Annotated in this window: 17 protein-coding genes; 3 read left to right on the top strand and 14 right to left on the bottom strand. The window is 64.3% G+C overall.

Going from position 1 to position 18,896, the window contains the following annotated elements:
• Positions 1–37 precede the first annotated feature (37 nt).
• Positions 38–259 (bottom strand): DUF3820 family protein, encoded by a 222-nt coding sequence (locus ACEWE8_RS01595; protein ID WP_012316204.1) that lies wholly within the window; start codon positions 257–259, stop codon positions 38–40.
• 200 nt (positions 260–459) lie between these two features.
• Between ACEWE8_RS01595 and ACEWE8_RS01590 the strand changes: the two genes are divergently transcribed.
• A complete protein-coding gene (locus ACEWE8_RS01590) occupies positions 460–936 on the top strand; it encodes a PA2169 family four-helix-bundle protein (RefSeq protein ID WP_046784517.1) in 477 nt (158 codons plus the stop codon).
• Here the strand turns inward: ACEWE8_RS01590 and ACEWE8_RS01585 are convergent.
• The 7 genes from ACEWE8_RS01585 to ACEWE8_RS01555 all read right to left on the bottom strand — a co-directional run bounded on the left by ACEWE8_RS01585 (position 933) and on the right by ACEWE8_RS01555 (position 10,820).
• A complete protein-coding gene (locus ACEWE8_RS01585; protein WP_046784516.1) occupies positions 933–2,429 on the bottom strand; it encodes a sensor domain-containing diguanylate cyclase in 1,497 nt (498 codons plus the stop codon). The two genes, ACEWE8_RS01590 and ACEWE8_RS01585, sit on opposite strands and share 4 nt — an antisense overlap.
• A 175-nt stretch (positions 2,430–2,604) precedes the next feature.
• On the bottom strand, positions 2,605–3,939 hold the full coding sequence (locus ACEWE8_RS01580) for an OprD family porin (protein ID WP_046784515.1): 1,335 nt from the start codon (positions 3,937–3,939) through the stop codon (positions 2,605–2,607).
• A 204-nt stretch (positions 3,940–4,143) separates the two neighbouring features.
• Positions 4,144–4,365 (bottom strand): hypothetical protein, encoded by a 222-nt coding sequence (locus ACEWE8_RS01575; protein WP_046784514.1) that lies wholly within the window; start codon positions 4,363–4,365, stop codon positions 4,144–4,146.
• Positions 4,366–4,496: 131 nt separating this feature from the next.
• Positions 4,497–5,909: a heavy metal sensor histidine kinase gene (locus tag ACEWE8_RS01570; protein ID WP_046784513.1), complete on the bottom strand. Its 1,413-nt coding sequence runs from the start codon at positions 5,907–5,909 to the stop codon at positions 4,497–4,499.
• Positions 5,884–6,558, bottom strand: coding sequence for a heavy metal response regulator transcription factor (locus ACEWE8_RS01565; RefSeq protein ID WP_012316198.1), 675 nt, complete (start codon positions 6,556–6,558; stop codon positions 5,884–5,886). Before ACEWE8_RS01565 ends, ACEWE8_RS01570 begins: the two co-directional genes overlap by 26 nt.
• Before the next feature lie 9 nt (positions 6,559–6,567).
• Positions 6,568–9,660, bottom strand: a complete 3,093-nt coding sequence (locus ACEWE8_RS01560) for a multidrug efflux RND transporter permease subunit (protein WP_046784512.1) — start codon at positions 9,658–9,660, stop codon at positions 6,568–6,570.
• The gene (locus ACEWE8_RS01555) at positions 9,657–10,820 is read right to left on the bottom strand and encodes an efflux RND transporter periplasmic adaptor subunit (protein WP_046784511.1); all 1,164 of its coding nucleotides are present in this window, start codon (positions 10,818–10,820) and stop codon (positions 9,657–9,659) included. Before ACEWE8_RS01555 ends, ACEWE8_RS01560 begins: the two co-directional genes overlap by 4 nt.
• A 479-nt stretch (positions 10,821–11,299) precedes the next feature.
• Between ACEWE8_RS01555 and ACEWE8_RS01550 the strand changes: the two genes are divergently transcribed.
• Positions 11,300–11,551, top strand: coding sequence for a hypothetical protein (locus tag ACEWE8_RS01550; protein ID WP_042111742.1), 252 nt, complete (start codon positions 11,300–11,302; stop codon positions 11,549–11,551).
• On the top strand, positions 11,548–11,799 hold the full coding sequence (locus ACEWE8_RS01545) for a DUF3077 domain-containing protein (RefSeq protein ID WP_012316194.1): 252 nt from the start codon (positions 11,548–11,550) through the stop codon (positions 11,797–11,799). Before ACEWE8_RS01550 ends, ACEWE8_RS01545 begins: the two co-directional genes overlap by 4 nt.
• An 82-nt stretch (positions 11,800–11,881) precedes the next feature.
• On the opposite strand, the gene ACEWE8_RS01540 is transcribed toward ACEWE8_RS01545, so the two are convergent.
• From ACEWE8_RS01540 to ACEWE8_RS01515, 6 genes are all read right to left on the bottom strand, one after another.
• Positions 11,882–12,616, bottom strand: a complete 735-nt coding sequence (locus ACEWE8_RS01540; protein ID WP_046784510.1) for a YkgJ family cysteine cluster protein — start codon at positions 12,614–12,616, stop codon at positions 11,882–11,884.
• Positions 12,613–12,924, bottom strand: coding sequence for a hypothetical protein (locus tag ACEWE8_RS01535; protein WP_046784509.1), 312 nt, complete (start codon positions 12,922–12,924; stop codon positions 12,613–12,615). Before ACEWE8_RS01535 ends, ACEWE8_RS01540 begins: the two co-directional genes overlap by 4 nt.
• A gap of 97 nt (positions 12,925–13,021) precedes the next feature.
• Complete coding sequence (locus ACEWE8_RS01530; RefSeq protein ID WP_046784508.1) at positions 13,022–13,921, bottom strand: chemotaxis protein; 900 nt, start codon at positions 13,919–13,921, stop codon at positions 13,022–13,024.
• Between the two features lie 149 nt (positions 13,922–14,070).
• A complete protein-coding gene (locus tag ACEWE8_RS01525; RefSeq protein ID WP_046784507.1) occupies positions 14,071–15,255 on the bottom strand; it encodes an HlyD family type I secretion periplasmic adaptor subunit in 1,185 nt (394 codons plus the stop codon).
• Positions 15,252–17,420 (bottom strand): type I secretion system permease/ATPase, encoded by a 2,169-nt coding sequence (locus ACEWE8_RS01520; protein ID WP_046784506.1) that lies wholly within the window; start codon positions 17,418–17,420, stop codon positions 15,252–15,254. The genes ACEWE8_RS01525 and ACEWE8_RS01520 overlap by 4 nt, the downstream gene beginning before the upstream one ends.
• Positions 17,417–18,850 (bottom strand): TolC family outer membrane protein, encoded by a 1,434-nt coding sequence (locus ACEWE8_RS01515; RefSeq protein WP_046784505.1) that lies wholly within the window; start codon positions 18,848–18,850, stop codon positions 17,417–17,419. Before ACEWE8_RS01515 ends, ACEWE8_RS01520 begins: the two co-directional genes overlap by 4 nt.
• Positions 18,851–18,896 lie beyond the last annotated feature (46 nt).

Below are 18,896 nucleotides of genomic sequence, written 5' to 3'. Positions count from 1 at the left end.
GTGGAAGCCGGCTTGCCGGCGATAGTCCGCAACAGGCTCAGCGCCGATGCTTTTGCCGCAACGGCACCAGCAAATCTCCCAGGCCGTTGTGATCGACCTCGTGCATCAACGCCAGCAACCCACCCAGCTCACCCGCCGGAAACCCCTTGCGCGCAAACCATGCCAGGTAGTCACCCGGCAGGTCGGCAATGATCCGGCCTTGGTATTTGCCGAAGGGCATGGTGCGGATTACCAGCAGTTCAAGGGTTTCCGGTTTCATCGGCAGTGCCTGGCAGTGGAAGTGCGCCGACCATACTGCAATCTGCACGAGCGCCCAAGCGGCAATCATGCATAACGCCGTTTTCCAGCGAGGCGTTATTTTTTTAACCTATTGTTTTTAAAGTAATTTTATTCAATGGAAAGCTTGGCACGAAGGCTGCTCCTGTTTACATGACTATTACCTGCCAAGGAGTTTTAGCCATGAGCGACCTCAACAAAGACGTAATCGACGTGCTCAACAACCTGATCGAGTACAGCAAGGACGGCGAGAAAGGGTTCAAGGAGTCGGCCGATGATGTGAAAAACCCGGAGCTCAAAGCGTTCTTCGTCCAGCGCGCTGGCGAATGCGCCAATGCAGCAGGCGAACTGCAGAGTGAAGTGCGCCGCCTGGGTGGCGACCCGGAAACCTCCACCAGCGTCAGCGGCGACCTGCACCGCGGCTGGGTAAACCTCAAGTCGATGGTTACCGGTAAGGATGAAGAGGCCGTGCTCAACGAAGTAGAGCGCGGTGAAGACCATGCCCTCAAAGCCTACAAGGAAGCGCGTGAGAAGCTGGTCAAGCTGGGCCGCTCCGTCAGTGATTCGAGCTATATGCTCGTGGAAAAGCAACTGCAGGGCGTACAGCGTAACCACGACCAGGTGAAGGCACTGCGCAACGCCGCACGCGCCCGCTCCTAATCCGCAGGGCCCTCTACCCGGTTTCGGCCTTTGGCCTTGGCCCGGTAGAGCGCCTCATCCGCGGCACCCAGCATGGTCGCGAGGTCTTGTTGGGTGCCGGGGGTGTGGACGCTGATGCCGATGCTCACCGTCACAGCGTGTACATCATCGGCAAAAGGTGCCAACGCCTCGACATGCGACCGGATCCTCTCTGCCAGCAAACGGGCACCGGCCAGTTCGGTTTCCGGCAACACCACCTGAAACTCCTCCCCCCCATACCGCGCCGCCAGGTCTGCCGGGCGTCGTATGCACTGCTCGATCGTCTTGGCCACTTCACGTAACGCGTGATCGCCGCCGGCGTGACCATGGCGTTGGTTGAATGCCTTGAAGTGATCCACATCCACCATCAGCACGGCCAACGGCTTACGGTTGCGCTGGGCGCGCGCCCACTCCTGGCGCAACACCTGATCCAGCCGGCGACGGTTGGCCAGCCCCGTCAGGCTATCCGTTGCTGCCAGTGTGGCCAGACCCTCTTCGGCCTCATGCCTGCGGCGCAATTCGCGGCCCAGCAGCAGGGTGAGCCAGAGAATGCCGATGCACAGCACGCCTGTGGCGATACTGACCACCAGCGCCGTGCGGCGCCATGACTGGAACACCTCATCGGCAGAATGCACCACCAGTATGATCAACGGCAGGTCGGCGACCCGGGCGAAGGTGTACATGCGCTGGGTGCCATAGAGGCTGGAGCGGGCTGTAAAGCTGCCGCTGCGCTCGCCCAGGATGCGTTTGAAGTTGGGGCGGTCGGCAAAGCTGGTGCCGACCAACGGGTCCTGATCGCGGCGCGGCTGGCGGGCGAGCAACTGGCCGTCGAGGTTGAGCAGGTTGATGCTGCTTTCATGGCCGATATCAAGGCGCTGGAACAGTTCACTGAAATAGGAGAGGCGCAGGGCGCCGGCGGCCAGCCCGGCAAAGCTGCCGTCGGCTGCGGAGATGCGCCGGCTGAAACTGATGCACCAGTCGAGGTCGCCGAGCCGTGCCTTGAACGGTGGGCTGATCAACAGGCCCAGGCCAGGGTCGCGGCGATGGGCCCTAAAGTCGAAGGCGTCGGCGAAATTGGCCTGGCGCGGGATCACACTGGTGGAGTCGCCTACGACGTCGCCATTGGCATTGAGCCAGAGAATATCGCCGCGCCCCGGCGCCGCGAACGTCTGGTTGAAAAGGATCTGTTGGCGCAGGTTGGGGGCGACCTGCAGCAGTTCGGGATGCTGCACGGCCCAGATCAGCCCGCGCAGGGATTGGTCGTAAAGTTCGACGTTGCGCAGGATATCGCTTTCGATCAGCTGGACGATATTGCTGGAGGAGCGGATGGCCGATTGCTCGACACTCTCGCGCTCGCGCCCCAACAGATAACTGACGATGCCCACGATAGCGAGCACGGCGATGCAGCTGCCCAGATTGAGGATCAGCTCGGGGTGCGACCTGTAGAGTGCGAGACGCGGTAATCGAGTGGGCATGCGCGCTACTGCTGAGGCAGGGCCGGTTGCGGCGGGCGACATTTTAGGGAAGTGGTGATTGTCGGACAAGATTTGTCCGACGGAATCATGCATTGGGCTGCTGTGCAGCCCATCGCCGGCAAGCCAGCGCCTACCGGTCTGCACACACCGTGTGGGGCTGACTTGCGGTCCCAGGTCAGAACACGTTCAACGGATAATCGACGATCACCCGCAATTCGTCGTTATCGCTGTTGTTGTCGATCGACGCATACCCCTGGCTGCCGCGGTGTACGGCATAGCGCACCAGCACCGACAGGTCCTTGAAGTCGCCTTCCTGGAACACGTACTTCACGTCCAGGTCACGTTCCCAGTGCTGGGCGTTCTTGCCATCGGCGCGGTAGTAGTCGTAGTGGGTTTTGTTCTGGTCAGCCTTGGTCAGGTCCGCCTCGCCACGCGAGTACGACACGGTGGTGCTCAGCCCTGGCATGCCGAGCCCGGCGAAGTCATAGCCGTACTGCAGCTTCCACGAACGCTCGTTGGGTGCGTTGAAGTCCGAGTACATGCGCGAGTTGTCCAGGTACACGCTGTCGCCCAGGTTGATGTAGTCGAACGGCGTGTCGCCATTGACCCGCTGGTAGGCGGCGGTAACGCTGTGGTAGCCGGCGTTGACGGTGAAGTGCACGCTGTAGGTGTTGTTGTCGATCTTGCCCAGCAACGCCTGGCCGGTGTCCTGGGTGTGGTAGAAGTGCACGCCCGGGTTGAGGCTGACCAGGTCGTTGACCACGTAGGTGTAGTCGAAATCTGCGTAGTACTGGTTCCAGATATCCTTCAGCTCGGCGGCGTAAAGGTTGGCAGTGATGTTCTCGGTGCCGCTCCACGACGCGCCAGCCCAGTTCAGATGCTTGCTTTTGTCGTGCTCATCCAGCGAGCCGTAGTAGGTGTCGATGCGGCGGTGGCCGCTCTGGTTGTACGGCTTGGTGAAGCTGACCTGGCCACCTTCGAGCAGCAGGCCGTCGATGCTGGTGTTGGTCAGGCTGACGCCACGGAAGGTCTGCGGCAGCATGCGGGTTTCGCCGCCGGCGATCACCGGGTTGGTAAGGAACAGGTCACCGGCTTTGAGTTCGGTGTCGAAGGCCTTGAGCTTGACCGCCGCGCCTGCGGTGGAGAACGAGTGCGGGGCGGCGCCCAGTTCACCGTTGTCCTTCACGTGCTTGGGCAGGATGCTGGTGCCGGCATGGCCGCCACCGCCATCGAGCTTCAAGCCCAGCATGGCGTGCGCATCGAGGCCAAAGCCGATTACGCCTGGCGTGTAGCCCGACTCGAAGCGGGCAACCGCGCCTTGGCCCCACTCGCGGGTGTCGCGCACGCCGCTGTTGTGGTTGTCGCGGTTGAAGTAGGCGTTACGAAAATGCAGGTTGAAGGACGAGCCTTCGATGAAGCCATCAGCCTTGTCTTCATCTGCCTGGGCGGCGAAAGGCATCGTTGCAGTCAATGCAATGAACAGCGGGGTAAAACGAAACGCGGAAGGCACCGGTACTAGCTCCTTTGATCTGACGGTGGGGCAGTTTTTATTTTTGAATGTGCAACTTTCTTGTTAGAGAAATAACGGCCGGGCTGATCGTCAAAGCACATAAAAAAAGCCGCTGATCGGCAGCGGCTTTAAAAGGCTAACATATCGGCACCGGCGGTGCCCATGGTGTAGCCGGGGGGAAACGGGAGCGGCAGCGGTGCGCGATCAGCTCTCGGCATTGGCGTCGAGGGAAACCTTGGAAGCTGTCTGTTCTGCATCTTTTCCTGCGTCGGCCTTGTGCGCGACGGCCTCGCGGGCATCCTGGTGAACAGCGGCAAGCTGTGCATTACGGGCGACGAAAGCCGGGGATTCTTCGGCCATGGCCAGGGGCGACAACAACAGGGAAGACAGAACGAAAACGCTGGCAATACCCATACTGTTGGACATGTTGAAACTACCTTCTTGCGGTGCAAGTGCTAATGGAGACAGGGCTAAAGTTAGTCTCTTCATTGCCTTGGAAACAGCACCTGGCGCGATAAGCACTGTTGCGCAAAAGGTAACTATCCCTGCGAAAACCATTAGACCTTGGCCGCAAAACCCTGCAGTTGAGCGTTTGGCAGGCGAATGCCGAAGGTGTTGGCACCTGCCTCGCTGCGCACAAAAACCTCACCCCCGTGCATCAGCGCAATCGCCTTGACGATGGCCAGCCCCAACCCATGGTTGCCCCCGCCACTGTTGCTGCGCGCCGCATCCACCCGGTAGAACCGCTCGAACAGCAGTGGCAGGTGATCGTCATCGATAGCCGGCCCGGGGTTGCTCACGGCAATGCTGACCTGCTCCGGCCCGGCATCGATATGCACGCGGATCACCTGGTGCGGCGCGGTGTGCTGCACGGCATTGTTCAGCAGGTTGATCAACGCGCGGCGCAGCTGGGCTTTTTCGATGGGGGCCTGGGCATCGCCGCTGACAGTGACGCTGACCTGGGCGTCTTCGAGGATGTAGTCGAGGTAATCGAGGGTGGTGGCCACTTCGTCGGCCAGCGATACCTGGGTCAGGGCGGTGGCCTTGCTGCCCTGGTCGGCGCTGGCGAGGAACAGCATGTCGTTGATGATGCTGCGCAGGCGTTCGAGTTCTTCCAGGTTCGATTGCAGCACCTCGAAGTAGTGTTCGGCGCTGCGCCCCCGGGTGAGGGCGACCTGGGTCTGGCCGATCAGGTTGGTCAGCGGCGAGCGCAGTTCGTGGGCAACGTCGGCGTTGAACGCTTCCAGCTGCGAATAGGCTTGGCTGACCCGGTCGAGCGCCGCGTTGAAAGCACCGGCGAATTGCGCCAGTTCCGGGGCCAGGTTGACAGTTTGCAGGCGGCCATCCAGGCGCGGGGGGGCCAAGGCCTGCGCCTCGTTGGACAGCGCCAGCAACGGGCGCAGGCCAATGCGCGCCACCCAGTAGCCGAGCACCGAGGCCAGCAGCACTCCGAGCACCGCCAGCCCGACGATGGCCACCAGCAGGCTGTGCTGGGCCTGCCAGAAGGTCTCGGTATCGATGGCGATCAGAAAGCGCAGTGGCGGGCGAGCGGCCAGGGCCGGCAACTCGCTGACCAGCACCTTGTAAGGGTAGGGCCGGTCAGGCAGGCGCAGGTCGCGCATCCCCTCCGGGCCTTCGGCGAATGCGCGTACCCTTTCGCTGGGGTGGCCATATTCGAACGCCGGGTCGCTGCCGACCACCCAGAAGCGGATGCGTTTGTCTTCCTCGCTTAGCAGGTTGAGCTTGTTGCTGATCTTTGCCCAATGCTCCGGTGTGCCGAAGCGGTTGAGGGTGGATTCAAGCACGCTGAAGCGGGCGTCCAGTTCGGCCGCCGGCAGCATGTCCAGGCTGTGGTCGACCTGGCGGTACAGTGCCGAACCGATCAACAGGAACACGCCCATCGCCACCAGGATGAACAGCGCCGACAGGCGCAGTGCGATGGAGTTAACCGGCACGGTTTTCCAGGACATAGCCCATGCCTCGGATGGTATGCAGCAGCTTGTTGTCGAATGGCCCGTCGAGCTTGGCGCGCAGGCGCTTGATGGCCACTTCGACGACATTGGCATCGCTGTCGAAGTTGATGTCCCAGACCAGCTCGGCGATGGCGGTCTTGGAGAGGATTTCGCCCTGGCGCCTGGCCAGCACGCTGAGCAGCGAGAACTCCTTGGCGGTCAGGTCCAGGCGTTGGCCGCCGCGGCTGGCCTTGCGCGCCATCAGGTCGATCCACAGGTCGCCGACCTGCACCTGCAGCGGCTCGTGGCTGCCGCTGCGCCGGGTCAGGGCCTGCAGGCGGGCGACCAGTTCAAGGAAGGAGAACGGCTTGCCAAGGTAATCGTCGGCACCTTCGCGCAGGCCGTGGATGCGGTCCTCGACACGCTCGCGGGCGGTGAGCATGATCACCGGCGTCTGCTTGCGCGCACGCAAGGCACGCAGCACGCCATAGCCATCCAGGCCCGGCAGCATCACATCGAGCACGATCACCGCATAGTCACCTTCAAGCGCCAGGTGCAGGCCGTCGATGCCGTCCCGTGCCAGGTCGACAGTAAAGCCTTGCTCGCTCAGGCCGCGATGCAGGTAGTCAGCGGTTTTCTCTTCGTCTTCGATGATCAGCACACGCATGGTCTTGTCTCAGTGGGTACTCGGCACGACCGCACTGGCGGCCTGGCGGCGATGGAACAAGCGCTCCAGGGCCAAGTATATGACCGGGGTGGTGAACAGCGTCAGGGCCTGGCTGACCAGCAGGCCGCCGACCACAGCGATACCCAGCGGCTGGCGCAACTCGGCACCGGCGCCAAAGCCGAACATCAGCGGCACCGCGCCGAGCAGGGCGGCCAGGGTGGTCATGATGATCGGCCGAAAGCGCGTCAGGCAGGCCTGGTGAATCGCCTGCTCGGGCGTCAGGCCATGGCGGCGCTGGGCTTCCAGGGCGAAATCGATGAGCAGGATGCCGTTCTTCTTGACGATGCCGATCAGCAGCACCACGCCGATCAGGCCCATGATGCTGAAGTCCTTGCCCATGGCCCACAGCAGTAGCAACGCGCCCAGGCCCGCCGAAGGCAGGGTCGAGATGATGGTCAGCGGGTGCACCAGGCTCTCGTAGAGCACCCCAAGGATGATGTACACCGCCACCAGTGCGGCGAGGATCAGCCACGGCTGGCTCGACAGCGAACTCTGGAAGGCCTGCGCCGCGCCCTGGAAGTTGCCGCTGATCGAGTCGGGCATGCCCAGTTCGCGCTGGGTGCGTTCCAGGATCGCCACCGCATCGCCCAAGGCCACGCCGGGGGCCAGGTTGAACGACAGGTTGGCGGCCGGGAACAGGCCATCATGGCTGATCGACAGCGGCCCGGTGCTGGGCGCGGCGACATGCGCCAAGGCTGACAGCGGCACCATTTCGTTGCTCAGGGGCGAGCGCAGGTAGAAGAAATTCAGGCTTTCGGCCTTGCCGCGCTGTTGCGCGTCCAGTTCCAGGATCACCTTGTACTGGTTGGTCTCGGTCTGGAATTCGCTGATCTGCCGCTGGCCGAACGCATCGTACAGCGCCTGGTCGACGTCGGTGGTGGTCAGGCCGAAACGGGCCGCAGCCTGGCGGTCGATGTCGATGCGGGTAACGCTGGCGCCCAGTTGCAGGTCGTTGGACAGGTCGCGCAACGCCGGGTTTTCGCGCAGGCGCTCGGTCAGGCGTTGGGTCCACAGGTTGAGGGCGACGCCGTCGTTGCTCTTGAGCACGTACTGGTACTGGGTACGTGACGGGCCGGAGCTGAGGTTGATGTCCTGGCCGGCCCGCATGTACAGCACCACGCCTGGCACCTGCGCGAGTTGCGGGCGCAGCCGGTCGATCAGCTCGCTGGCTGAAACATCGCGCTCGCCGCGGGGCTTGAGGGCGATCCAGAAACGGCCGTTGGCGATGGTCTGGTTGCTGCCGGTAACCCCTACCGAATGGGAGAAGGCCCTCACGGCGGGGTCGGCTTCGATGATTTTCGCCAGTGCCAGGTGCTTGTCGATCATCGACGGGTATGACACATCCGCTGCTGCTTCAGTGGTGCCGAGAATGAAACCGGTGTCCTGCAGGGGGAAGAAACCCTTGGGGATGGCCACGTAGCCGACCACCGCCAGGGCCAGGGTCAGGCCGAACACGCCGAGGGTCAGGCGCTGATGGGCCAGCGCCCGGTCCAGGCCCTTTTCGTACCACTTCAGCAGCCGGTCCCCGAAGCCGCCGTGATGTTCCGTGGGCGGGCGACGCATGAACAGCGCGCACAGGGTCGGCGCCAGGGTCAGCGACACCACCACCGAAATCAGAATGGTCGCTGTCGCGGTCAGGGCGAACTCCTTGAACAGCCGGCCCACCACGCCGCCCATGAACAGCAGCGGAATGAACGCGGCAACCAGCGAGAAGCTGATCGACACCACGGTGAAGCCGATTTCGCCTGCCCCTTTGAGCGCCGCCGTGCGGCTGTCTTCGCCGGCTTCCAGATGGCGGTGGATGTTTTCCACCACCACGATCGCGTCGTCCACCACAAAGCCGACAGCAATGACGATGGCCACCAGGGTCAGGTTATTGAGGCTGAAACCGAAGACGTACATCAGCGCGCAGGTGGCGATCAGCGATACGCCCAGCACACTGGACACCACCAGGGTGGCCGACCATTGGCGCAGGAACAGCGCCATCACCCCGATCACCAGGGCCACGGCGATGATCAGGGTCAGTTCCACCTCATGCAGCGACGCGCGGATGGTCTGGGTACGGTCCTGCAGCACCGACACCTCGACCGAGGCCGGCAGCATCTCCTGCAGCTTGGGCAGGGCACCGAGCACGCGGTCCACGGTGTCGACGATGTTGGCGCCAGGCTGGCGGAACACCACAAGGTTCAGGCCCGGCTGGTTGCCGGACCAGGCTTTGACGTAGGCATTCTCGGCGCCGTTGATCACCTTGGCCACGTCCTGCAGGTGCACGGGGGCGCCGTCGCGGTAAGAGACAATCAGCCTGGCGTAGTCCTCGGGGTGGAACAGTTGGTCGTTGGCGGCGATGGTCGACACGCTGTGCTCGCCATACAGGGCGCCCTTTGCCAGGTTCAGGCTGGTCTGCTGGATGGCCTGGCGCAGGTCGGCGAGCGTAAGGCCCATGGCGGCGAGCTTTTCCGGCTGCGCCTGCACACGGATGGCCGGGCGCAACTGGCCGGTGATGTTGATCAGGCCGACCCCTTCGATCTGGCTCAACTGGCGCGCCAGCAAGGTTTCGGCATAGTCGCTGAGGTCGTTGCCGGGCATCTGTGCGGAGCTGACGGTGAGCACCAGTACCGGGCTGTCTGCCGGGTTGACCTTGCGCCAGGTCGGCGGGTTGGGCAGGTCCTGGGGCAGGCGTGAGGTAGCCGTGTTGATGGCCGCCTGGACCTCCTGGGCGGCGGTGTCGATGTTCTTGTCCAGGGTGAACTGCAGGATCAGGGTGGTCGAGCCCAGTGCGCTGCTGCTGGTCATCTGGGCCATGCCGGGGATGGCGCTGAACTGCACCTCCAGCGGCGTGGCCACCGAAGAGGCCATGGTTTCCGGGCTGGCCCCAGGCAGTTGCGCGGAGACCTGGATGGTCGGGAAGTCAGCTTCCGGCAAGGGCGCCACGGGCAAGCGGGTAAAGGCGATGACACCCAACAGCACCAGCGCGAAAGCCAGCAGCAGCGTGGCGATGGGGTGGTCGATGCACCAGGCCGACACACTGTTGCGGCTATTCATGGCTGGCTCCGGCGGCCGGCCATTTCCGACGGCGGCGGTGCGTTGGGGGTGACCTCCACGCGCGAGCCGGGCTTGAGCCGCGACTGGCCATCGAGCACCAGACGCTCGCCCGGTTTGACCCCGGCAATGATGTTCAGCCCACTGTCCTGGTACAGCACCTTGACCGGCACACTGGTGACCTGGTCACCGTCCAGGCGATAGACGAAGTGGCCGTCGACGCCGCGCTGCACCACTGGCGGCGGCACCACCAGGGCATTCTCCTGGACGGCCGTGCGCAAGCGGATGGTCACCAGTTGCCCCGGCCACAGCCGGCCGTCCTTGTTGTCGAACTCGGCCTTGACCCGCACCGTGCCGGTGTTGGCCGAAATCTGGTTGTCGATCAGGGCCAGGTGGCCTTCACCCAGCAGGTTGCTTTCGCCATCGGCGTCCATGTAGGCCTGCACCAATGCGGGCGTGGGCGCCTTCAGCAGGCCCTGCAGGGTTGGCAGCATCTGTTGCGGCAGGGAGAACTCGACCGCGATGGGGTCGATCTGGGTCACGCTGAACAGGCCCTGGGTATCGCTGGCGCGCACCAGGTTGCCGGGGTCGATGTTGCGGATGCCGACACGCCCGGTGACGGGGGAGCGAATCTGCGTGTAGGAGAGCTGGACTTCGGCATTGGCGATGGCGGCCTGGTTGCCTTTTACGGTGGCTTGCAGCTGATTGACCAGCGCCTGTTGCTGGTCGAGGGTCTGCTTGGACACGCCGTCATCGCTGCTGAGCAGGCGGTAGCGCTTGAGGTCGACGCCGGCCACCTGGATTTGAGCCTGGCTCTGGCCGAGCTGGGCGCGGGCCTGGTCGAGGCTGGCGCGGATGCTGCGATCGTCCAGGGTGGCCAGCAGGTCGCCTTGCTTGACCCACTGGCCCTCTTTGACCAGTACCCGGGTCAGCACCCCTTCGACCTGCGGTTTTATTTCGACGCTGTGCAGCGACAGCACGGAGCCGATGGCGCTGGCGTAGCGCGGCACGTCCTGCTGGGCAACGCTGACCACGCGCACCGGAACGGCGCTTTGGGCGCGCGCAACCGGCGCCTCCTGGCGCTGGCCATACCAGATGCCCAGTGCTGCAAGGGCGAGCAGGGCGGTGGCGGCCAGCAGGAGAGGGCGGGTAGGACGTCGCATCGGCGCGGGCACCTTGGCCAAGAGGAGGGGGCGGTTATTGAAGCTTATAGCGCTGTGACCGGGTCGGCAGCGTGACAGCTGGCTGACAGCGCTGACAGGTTGGGGGCAGTTGGTAGCCCTACCGCGACCCTGACCGATTCATACCTCTGCTCCCCTTGATTCGTAAGAAGATTCTGAATCTGAAACCAGATGCTTCAAGAGCGAAGCCATGACGAATTATCCTACGCCCTCTGTCGGATGGCGTCTGATAGGCGGGGAACTGTTTCAGCGATAACTTCACGGTTCGCCACAACGGCGAGCGGCCGTGAGAAGCCGCAGCTGTATCCAGGATGCCATTTTTCATGGCAGCCGTGCGTGTGCGGGCTTCGGTCCGGGCCGCGGTTCCTGGACGCGGTCTTCTCACCTCGCGTACGGCTGCCACCCAATCCGTGAGAAGAACAAGGTGGTCGCTTTCCAATAGCATCTTCAGGAAAGTCATCATGAAAAAAATCGTTCCCGATCCACCGGACTCATTCCCGATCCCTTACATCACAATCATCGCCGACCTCTCCCCCGAAGACGCCAGGTCTCACGCTGCTGCGCTGATGGACTGCCTCTGCAAAACCAGCCAGCTCTACCTCGACACCGAAGCCGAAGACCATCGCTACGCGCTGCTGGAAAACCTCGGCATTCTCACTGAACTGCTGCGTGTCCTTGTCGCCCATATGGCGATGCAAGGAGATCATCCATGAGTGATGAACTGAAATCGCGCAGCACAGCCGGCAAGGAAACATTCCTCGAGTTGTACGCCATCCAGCCGGGCATACCGCTCGATCATGCTTTCGACGAGCTGTCGGTCTTGCTCGGTTGTATCCGGCATTTGAGCGAGGAAGCCGAGATGGAAGGCAACATGATCGCAGGCAGTGCGGCACGCATTCTCAGTGCCATGGCCAAAGCACTGATCAACGACATGGAAATGGGCATGAACCGCAGCGCTTGAGCGGTTGTGGGGCCGCTTTGCGGCCCATCGCCGGCAAGCCCGGCTCCCACAGGGAGATCGCCGGGATTTGGTGCTGGCTTTGCTAGAAACCGATGAAGGCGTAGTACTGCGAAGGCGTGTCGCCAGCCTGCAAGCCCTGCGCCTGCAGGCTGGCCAGCAGGGCCGCGTCCTGCACGTGCAGCGCCCACGGCGCATGGTGCGGTGGCGGTACATCCGCCAGCGCCGCCGCCAAGGCGCCCATGTCTGGAAGGTAGGCCGTGAAGCCATTGCCCTTGAGCGCGCTGATGGTCATGCCCAGGGCCTGGCACACGGCAACCTTGGCCGCGATGTCATCACGATCTGCCTGCCGGGACGCCTGCACCAGTGCCAGCAGCGCCGGGTCCACCGGTAACGAGCCATGAATCAGCTCAGGCCCTTGCTCCCAAGCCTCGGGCGGGCAGTCCTTGTTCTCTGGCCTCAGTGGAATGTGCGGGTTGATTTCCACCGGGTAGATGCGGCAGACCAGCGGCCGGCTCTCGTAGATGGTGCACAGGTCGTTTTCGTCCAGGTTGCGGCAGCGCCCGGGGTTGAACGCGGCAAAGGTCACCGAAACCCGTACCTCGCTGTCACCGCAAGGCACCGGGTGCGAGCGGCGCAGCACATGCTCACGCTGGTCTGCCGGCATCCCCGGGCCATCCTCCACAAAGGCTTCGATCAGCACCACCACCTGGCCGCCGGATGCCGCCCACTGGCGCGACTCGGCCAGGGTCAGTGGTACATGGTGGCCGGTGCAGCACTTGCCGCAGCCGGTACAGGCAAAACGCAGAGAGTCGTTCACGTGGCGTCTGGGTTCCATTCGCTGACGAAGGCCCGCTGGTGCTGGCGGTCGTACAGGCACAGCTCGGAGCCGGTGCGTTGCTGCATGTGCTTTTGTGGATACACCCCTTCGATGACCAGGGCGCTGAAGCCGACCTGGTCATCGAACTCCGCAGGTTTGCCGCGGGCATGGGCGTCCTTGAACTGGCTGGCGGCCAGGCAGGCCTTGAGCATCTGCTGGCGTTGTTCGTTCCAGGCCTGGCTGCTGGAGGCCTGGGCAACACCGCTGAAAAGGGCGCAGGCGATCAGAAGAGAGCTGAAAAACTTCATACGCAATACCGTGAAACGTTCGAGGGGGGCGAAGTATGACCGAGGCATCCCCGGCAACAGGCCAGGGAGTTTGTCGCTGAATATGACAGCACGGCCTTCATCGCTCTGCAAACACTACCGTGCGCGCCGCCACCACCAGGCAATCGGTCAGCTCCGGTGAGGAGAACTTGGTCAGGATGGCATTGGCCCCCGCCAACCTGGCCTTCTCGGCACTCATCGCGCTGTCCAGCGAGGTGTGCAGCAGCACGTAGAGGTGCTGGAAGTCCGGGGTTTCGCGCAGGGTACGGGTGAAGGCATAGCCGTCCATCTCTGACATCTCGATGTCGGAGACGATGATGTTGATCTCCTGCGCAGTGCCCTGCAGCTCCAGCAGCACGTTGATTGCATCCTTGGCGCTGCGTGCGGTGTGGCAGTCGATGCCCAGGTTACGCAGGGTGTGCACCGACTGTTGCAGCGCCACCTGGCTATCGTCCACCACCAGGATGTTGGCGGCGGCCAACAGGCTGGCGTCTTCTTCGTTCAGCTTGCCCGGCGCGGGCTCCGGCTCCGGCGGGGCGATGGCATGGATCACCTTTTCGATGTCCAGCACCTGCACCAAGGTATTGTCGACACGGGTCACACCGGTGATGAACGAGCGGGTGCCGGAGCCATAGGGCGGCGGCCTGATGTCGGTGCTCAGGCAGTGGATGATGCGGCTCACTGCCTGCACATGCAGGCCCTGGCGCGAGCGGCTGATCTCGGTGACGATCAGGCAGCCACCGTCCGGGTCGGCCAGCGGGCGTTCACCGATGGCCCGCGACAGGTCGATCACCGACAGCGGGTTGCCGCGCAGGGTCGCCACGCCTTTCACGTGGGGGTGCGATTCGGGCAACCTGGTCAGCGGTGGGCAAGGGATGATCTCGCTGACCTTGAGCAGGTTGATTGCCATCAGTTTGCCGCTGCGCAGGGTGAACAGCAGCAGGGACAACGCGTCCGCGCGGGCATTTTGCGTGGCCATGGTGACCTTCATGGAAGACAGGGGATAACCGGTTATCGGCCTGTTCGGGCTGGGCTTTAACTTGGCGGCAGCCTTTGCTGGCCCTATCGCCGGCAAGCCGGCTCCTACAAGGTCGTGCCGGCTTGCCGGCGATGGCCGCGCAGCGGCCCTCAGCGCTCGCGCAAGGCCTCCTTGGCCCGGTTAAGCGGCTTGATCAGGTAATCGAGAATGGTTTTTTCGCCCGTGCGGATATCCACCGTGGCAATCATCCCCGGCACGATCGCAAAGCGCTTGCCGGCTTTGTTCTGCAGGCTGTCCTGCTCGGTACGGATAAACACCCGGTAGTAATAGATTTCCGGTTTCACCTCATCCTGCAGGGTATCCGGCGAGATGCCCACCACCTTGCCCTCCAGCCCGCCATACACCGAATAGTCATAGGCACTGATCTTCACCTTGGCCGCCTGGTCGGGGTGGATGAAGGCGATGTCCCGGGGGGCGATGCGCGTCTCGATCAGCAAGCGTTCATCCATCGGCACGATCTTCATCACCTGCCCACCGGGCTGTACCACCCCGCCCAGGGTGTTGACCTCGATGTCCTTGACGATGCCGCGCACCGGCGAGCGCAAGGTCAGGCGTGACAGTGAATCGCTGCGCCCGCGGACCACTTCCGAGAGGCTGTCGGCTTCGGCGCTGGCCTTGGCCAGCTCTTCGCGGGCGCGTACCAGGTAATCGGAGCGCGCTTCGTTGGCCTTGAGCTCGAGCTCCGAGCGCTGGCGGTTGAGGCGGATCACCTCGACCCGGCTGGAGGCGCCCATCTTGGCCAGGTTTTCGGTGATCTGCAGTTCGCTGCGCACCAGCCGCAGCGAGTCCTCGATGCCCGCCAGGGTCTGTTCCAGGCCGCGGCGGCGGGTCTGGTATAGCGCGGTTTCGGCGTCGATCAGGTCCGGCGAGTCGCGCAGGCTGTCGGGGAAGGCCAGCGGCTTGCCGGTGACCTCGGCGCGCAAGCGCGCAACGCTGGCCGTGGCAGCACGGTACTTGGCCTCGCTTTCACCGACGCTGGAGGCAGTCTTGGTCGGGTCGAGCTGGGCCAGCACCTGGCCGCGCTCGACCAGGTCACCTTCGGCCACGTTCATCTCGGCGACGATGCCGCCTTCGAACGACTGGATCACTTGCTCGCGGGAGCTTGGGATCACTTTGCCGGTGCCGGTGGAGACTTCGGTGACCTCGAACCAGGCGGCCCAGGCCAGGAACGCGGCGAGCATCAGCGCGCACACGGTGATGACACGGCCTGCGCGCAGCACGGCCTGATCGTCCTGGCCATCCAGGTAGGACGCGGGGAGTTCATGGTTGCTCATGCCTGCGCTCCTTGCAGTTTGGCCAGGGCGGCGTCACGGCTGTCGTCGATGACGATGCGCCCGCCGTCGAGCACGATGATCCGCTCGACCCGTTGCAGCACGCTCAAACGGTGAGTGGCGATCACCAGGGTACGGCCTTGGCAGAAGCGGTCGAGGTTATCGAGCAGCTTGCGCTCGGTCGTGTCGTCCAGCGAGGCGGTGGGTTCATCCAGCAGCAGTACCTGCGGCTGGCGCACCAGCAGGCGTGCCAGCACCAGTGCCTGGCGTTGCCCGCCGGACAGGCCCAGGCCACCTTCCAGAATCAGGTGGTCCATGCCTTTGGGCAGCCGGCGCACGAAGTCCAGTGCGCCCGTGGCGGCCAGCGCGGCCACCAGTTCCTGGTCACTGGCCTGGCCGGCACCGAGGGTGAGGTTTTCGCGCAGGGTGCCGTGGAACAGCCGCGCATACTGCGCCAGCAAGCCGACGTCACGGCGCAGGTCGGCCGGGTCCAGGTGGGCCAGGGCAATGCCGTCGAGCGTGACCTCGCCTTGCACCAGGTCCATGGCACCGCCCAGCGCCTGCAGCAGGGTCGACTTGCCGGCGCCGTTGCGCCCCAGCACGGCGATGCGCTCGCCCGGCCGGATGTCCAGTTGGCCGATGTTGAGCACCGGCGGTGCCTCGGGGTCGTAGCGGAAGTTGGCCTGGCGCAGCCGGTACTCGCCGCGGATGGCCGGCAGGTGCACACGGGCTTCGCCTTCGGGGTGGTCGACCGGTGACTGCATCAGTTTGTCCAGGCCCTGTAGTGCCACCTTGGCTTGCTGCCAGCGGGTCAGCACATGGGTGAGCTGCGCCAGCGGCGCCATCATCCGCGAGGACAGCATCGAGGCGGCCACCAGGCTACCGGTGGTCAGGTCGCCGGCAATCACCATCGGCGCGCCGATGACGATGACCACGGCAAACACCGCGCCTTGCACGTTCTGGGTCCAGGTCACCAGGCCGTTGGTCAGGGTACGCAAGCGCAGGTTGGTATGGGCGCAGGCTGCGTTGTACTGGTTCCACTGGCGCTCGAAGCGCGCTTCGGCCTGCAGTGCCTTGATTTCGTCCAGGCCCTGGACGCTTTCCACCAGCATGGCGTTGCGCAGTGACGACTCGCGCATCGAGGCATTGGCCAGGCGTGCCAGCCGGCGCTGCGCCAGCAAGCCAGGCAGGAGCATGGCCAGCAGAGCCACCAGCGGGATGAACACCAGCACGCCGCCGATCAGCCAGAGCACGAACAGGAACAACAGGAAGAACGGCAGGTCGGCCAGCGCGGTGGCGGTGCTGGAGGTGATCAGGTCGCGGATCGACTCCAGCTCGCGCAACTGCGAAATGAACGAGCCGGTGGACTTCGGCCGTGCCGAGTTGCGCAGGCGCAGGGCATGGCCGTAGACCAGGTCCGACACGCGCAGGTCGGCGCGCTTGCCGAGCAGGTCGGTAACCTTAAGGCGCAGCAGGCGCATGCTGAAGTCGAACACCAGCGCCAGCACCACACCGCCGAACAGCACGTACAGCGTGGGCAGGGATTCGGCGGGGATCACCCGGTCATACACCTGCATCGAGAACAGCACGCCAGCCAGGGCCAACACGTTGGCCACCAGCGAGGCGACCATCACCTGCCCATACGGGCGCAGGTCGCGCAGGACGATGCGGGCGAACCAGTGGCGGTCGTATGGGGCGGTGTAGTCGTCGGTACGCACATCGCGCAACGGCCGTGCCGGGCGCATCAGTGCCACGCGGTTGATGCGCCCTTCGAGCGCTTCGCGGGGCAGGCGCGAGGTCAGGCTCTGGTCGCCGGCGAACACCACGGCCAGCTCGTTGTCCTCGGTCACGGCTTCGACCACCGCCAGTTGGCCATCATCGAGCTCCAGCACCAGTGGTGTACGCCATTGCCGCAGGGCTTTGGCATCGAAACGCACGAAGCGCAGCGACAGGCCGGCCTGGCGCGCCATGTGGCGCAGGATTTCATCCAGCGGCCGGGCATCTTCCACGGCCGCCAGGCGAATGCGCTGGGGTGATACATCCAGCCGGTAGTGGTGGGCGACCTGCAGCATGACTTCAAGCCACGGGCCAAGGTCCGGCCGATGGACGATAGCCTGCTCCGGGTTTTGCTGCTGCGTGGCTTGGCTCAGGTTGACGGTATCGTTCATGGCTCGATCTCCACCCCTTGCAGGTTGCGCCCTTCAAGGCCCAAGGCCATGCGCAGGGCGCCGGTGTTGTACAGGCAGTCGACATCCAGGCGCAGCAGGTCGGAACGGGTGCCGGCAAGTTCAAAGCGCGACTGGTAGATTTCCTGCTCGGCATTGAGCAGGTCGAGCAGCGGGCGCGTGCCCAGGTCCAGGTATTGCCGGCCGTAGAGCATGCGTGCCTCTTTGATGCTGGCCTGGCGGGCCTTGAGCGAACTCAGCCGGCGGCCCAGCCCCGAGGTTTGCGCCATGGCTTCGGCCAGCCCTCGGCGGGCCTGCAGGCGTGCGGCGTCTTCGGCGGAGTCAGCGGCGGTCAGGGCATGCCCGGCCGCGCGGCTGCGGGCGCTGATGGCGCCGCCTTGGTAGATCGGCACTTCCAGGTTCAGGTAGATGCCCGCCTGGGTGCGGTCGAGGCGGTTGTTGTCGCGGTCGTAGTCGTTGTCCAGGTAGTGGTTGACCTGCGGCTGCAGCGACAGTGTCGGGTAGGCCTCGGCCTTGGCTTGTGCCAGTTCGGCTTTGGATTGCGCGCGCAGGGCCAGGGCCATGAGCACTGCAGGCAGGCGGTCGTCGGCTTGCGGTGGGCGCTTGCAGGCCTGGTTGAGTTCGGGGGGCGTTTCTTCGGCCAGGGCCGGCGGTGCGACGCGGCCGAGCAGGGCGGCGAGGGTCGAGCGCCACCGTTCGTACTGGGCCTGATACTCCTCCAGGGTGGCGCGGGCGCCTTCCACCCGGGACTCGGCCTGGACCACGTCGGAGCGCGTGCTGGCGCCCATGTCGCTGCGCTGGCGCGCCATGCCGGCTATATCGCCAACGCCTTTGATCTGCTCGCGGGCAATCACCATGAGCTGCTCGTAACGGCGGGTTTCGATCCAGGCGTAGGCGGTATCGCGGGCCAGGTCGTCGACCACCAGCAGGATGTTGGCCTGGGCGCGGGCGGCAGCAGCGTGGGCCGCGTCGACAGCGCTGTCGACCTTGCCGAAATCGTAGAGCATCTGCTTGAGCGACAGGTTCAGCGCCTGGCTGCTGCGGTCGCCGCCATAACCGCTGTCATAGCCGGTGCGGATACCGCCGGAAACCTGTGGGTAGTAACCGGCGCGGGCCACGTTGATGCCTTCGCCTTGCTTGTACAGGTTGCCGATGGCTTCAGCGATGCTGGGGTGCCACTGCGCAGCGGCCAGCACCGCCTCGGCCAGGCCGAGGCGATCGCCATTGTTGGCGGCCTGGCCTGCCGGTGGGCGGGCAGGGATGGCATCGGGGGCATCGCGTAGCAGTGACGGCCCGATGGTACGCAGCGTAGGGTCTATGTCATCGGCTGCCTGGGCAACCGGGTTTGAAATCAGTACCAGTAGCGCGACGGCTCCCGGCAACAGCGGTGACAGCGCACTGCTTCGCTTCACATAATTCCCTTACTGCTGATCGTCCTTGCCGCCGGGCATGGCGCCC

The sequence above is a fragment of the Pseudomonas sp. TR47 genome, from assembly GCF_044143025.1.
Classification (GTDB): domain Bacteria; phylum Pseudomonadota; class Gammaproteobacteria; order Pseudomonadales; family Pseudomonadaceae; genus Aquipseudomonas; species Aquipseudomonas putida_E.
This window is presented reverse-complemented; position numbering and strand designations above follow the sequence as displayed.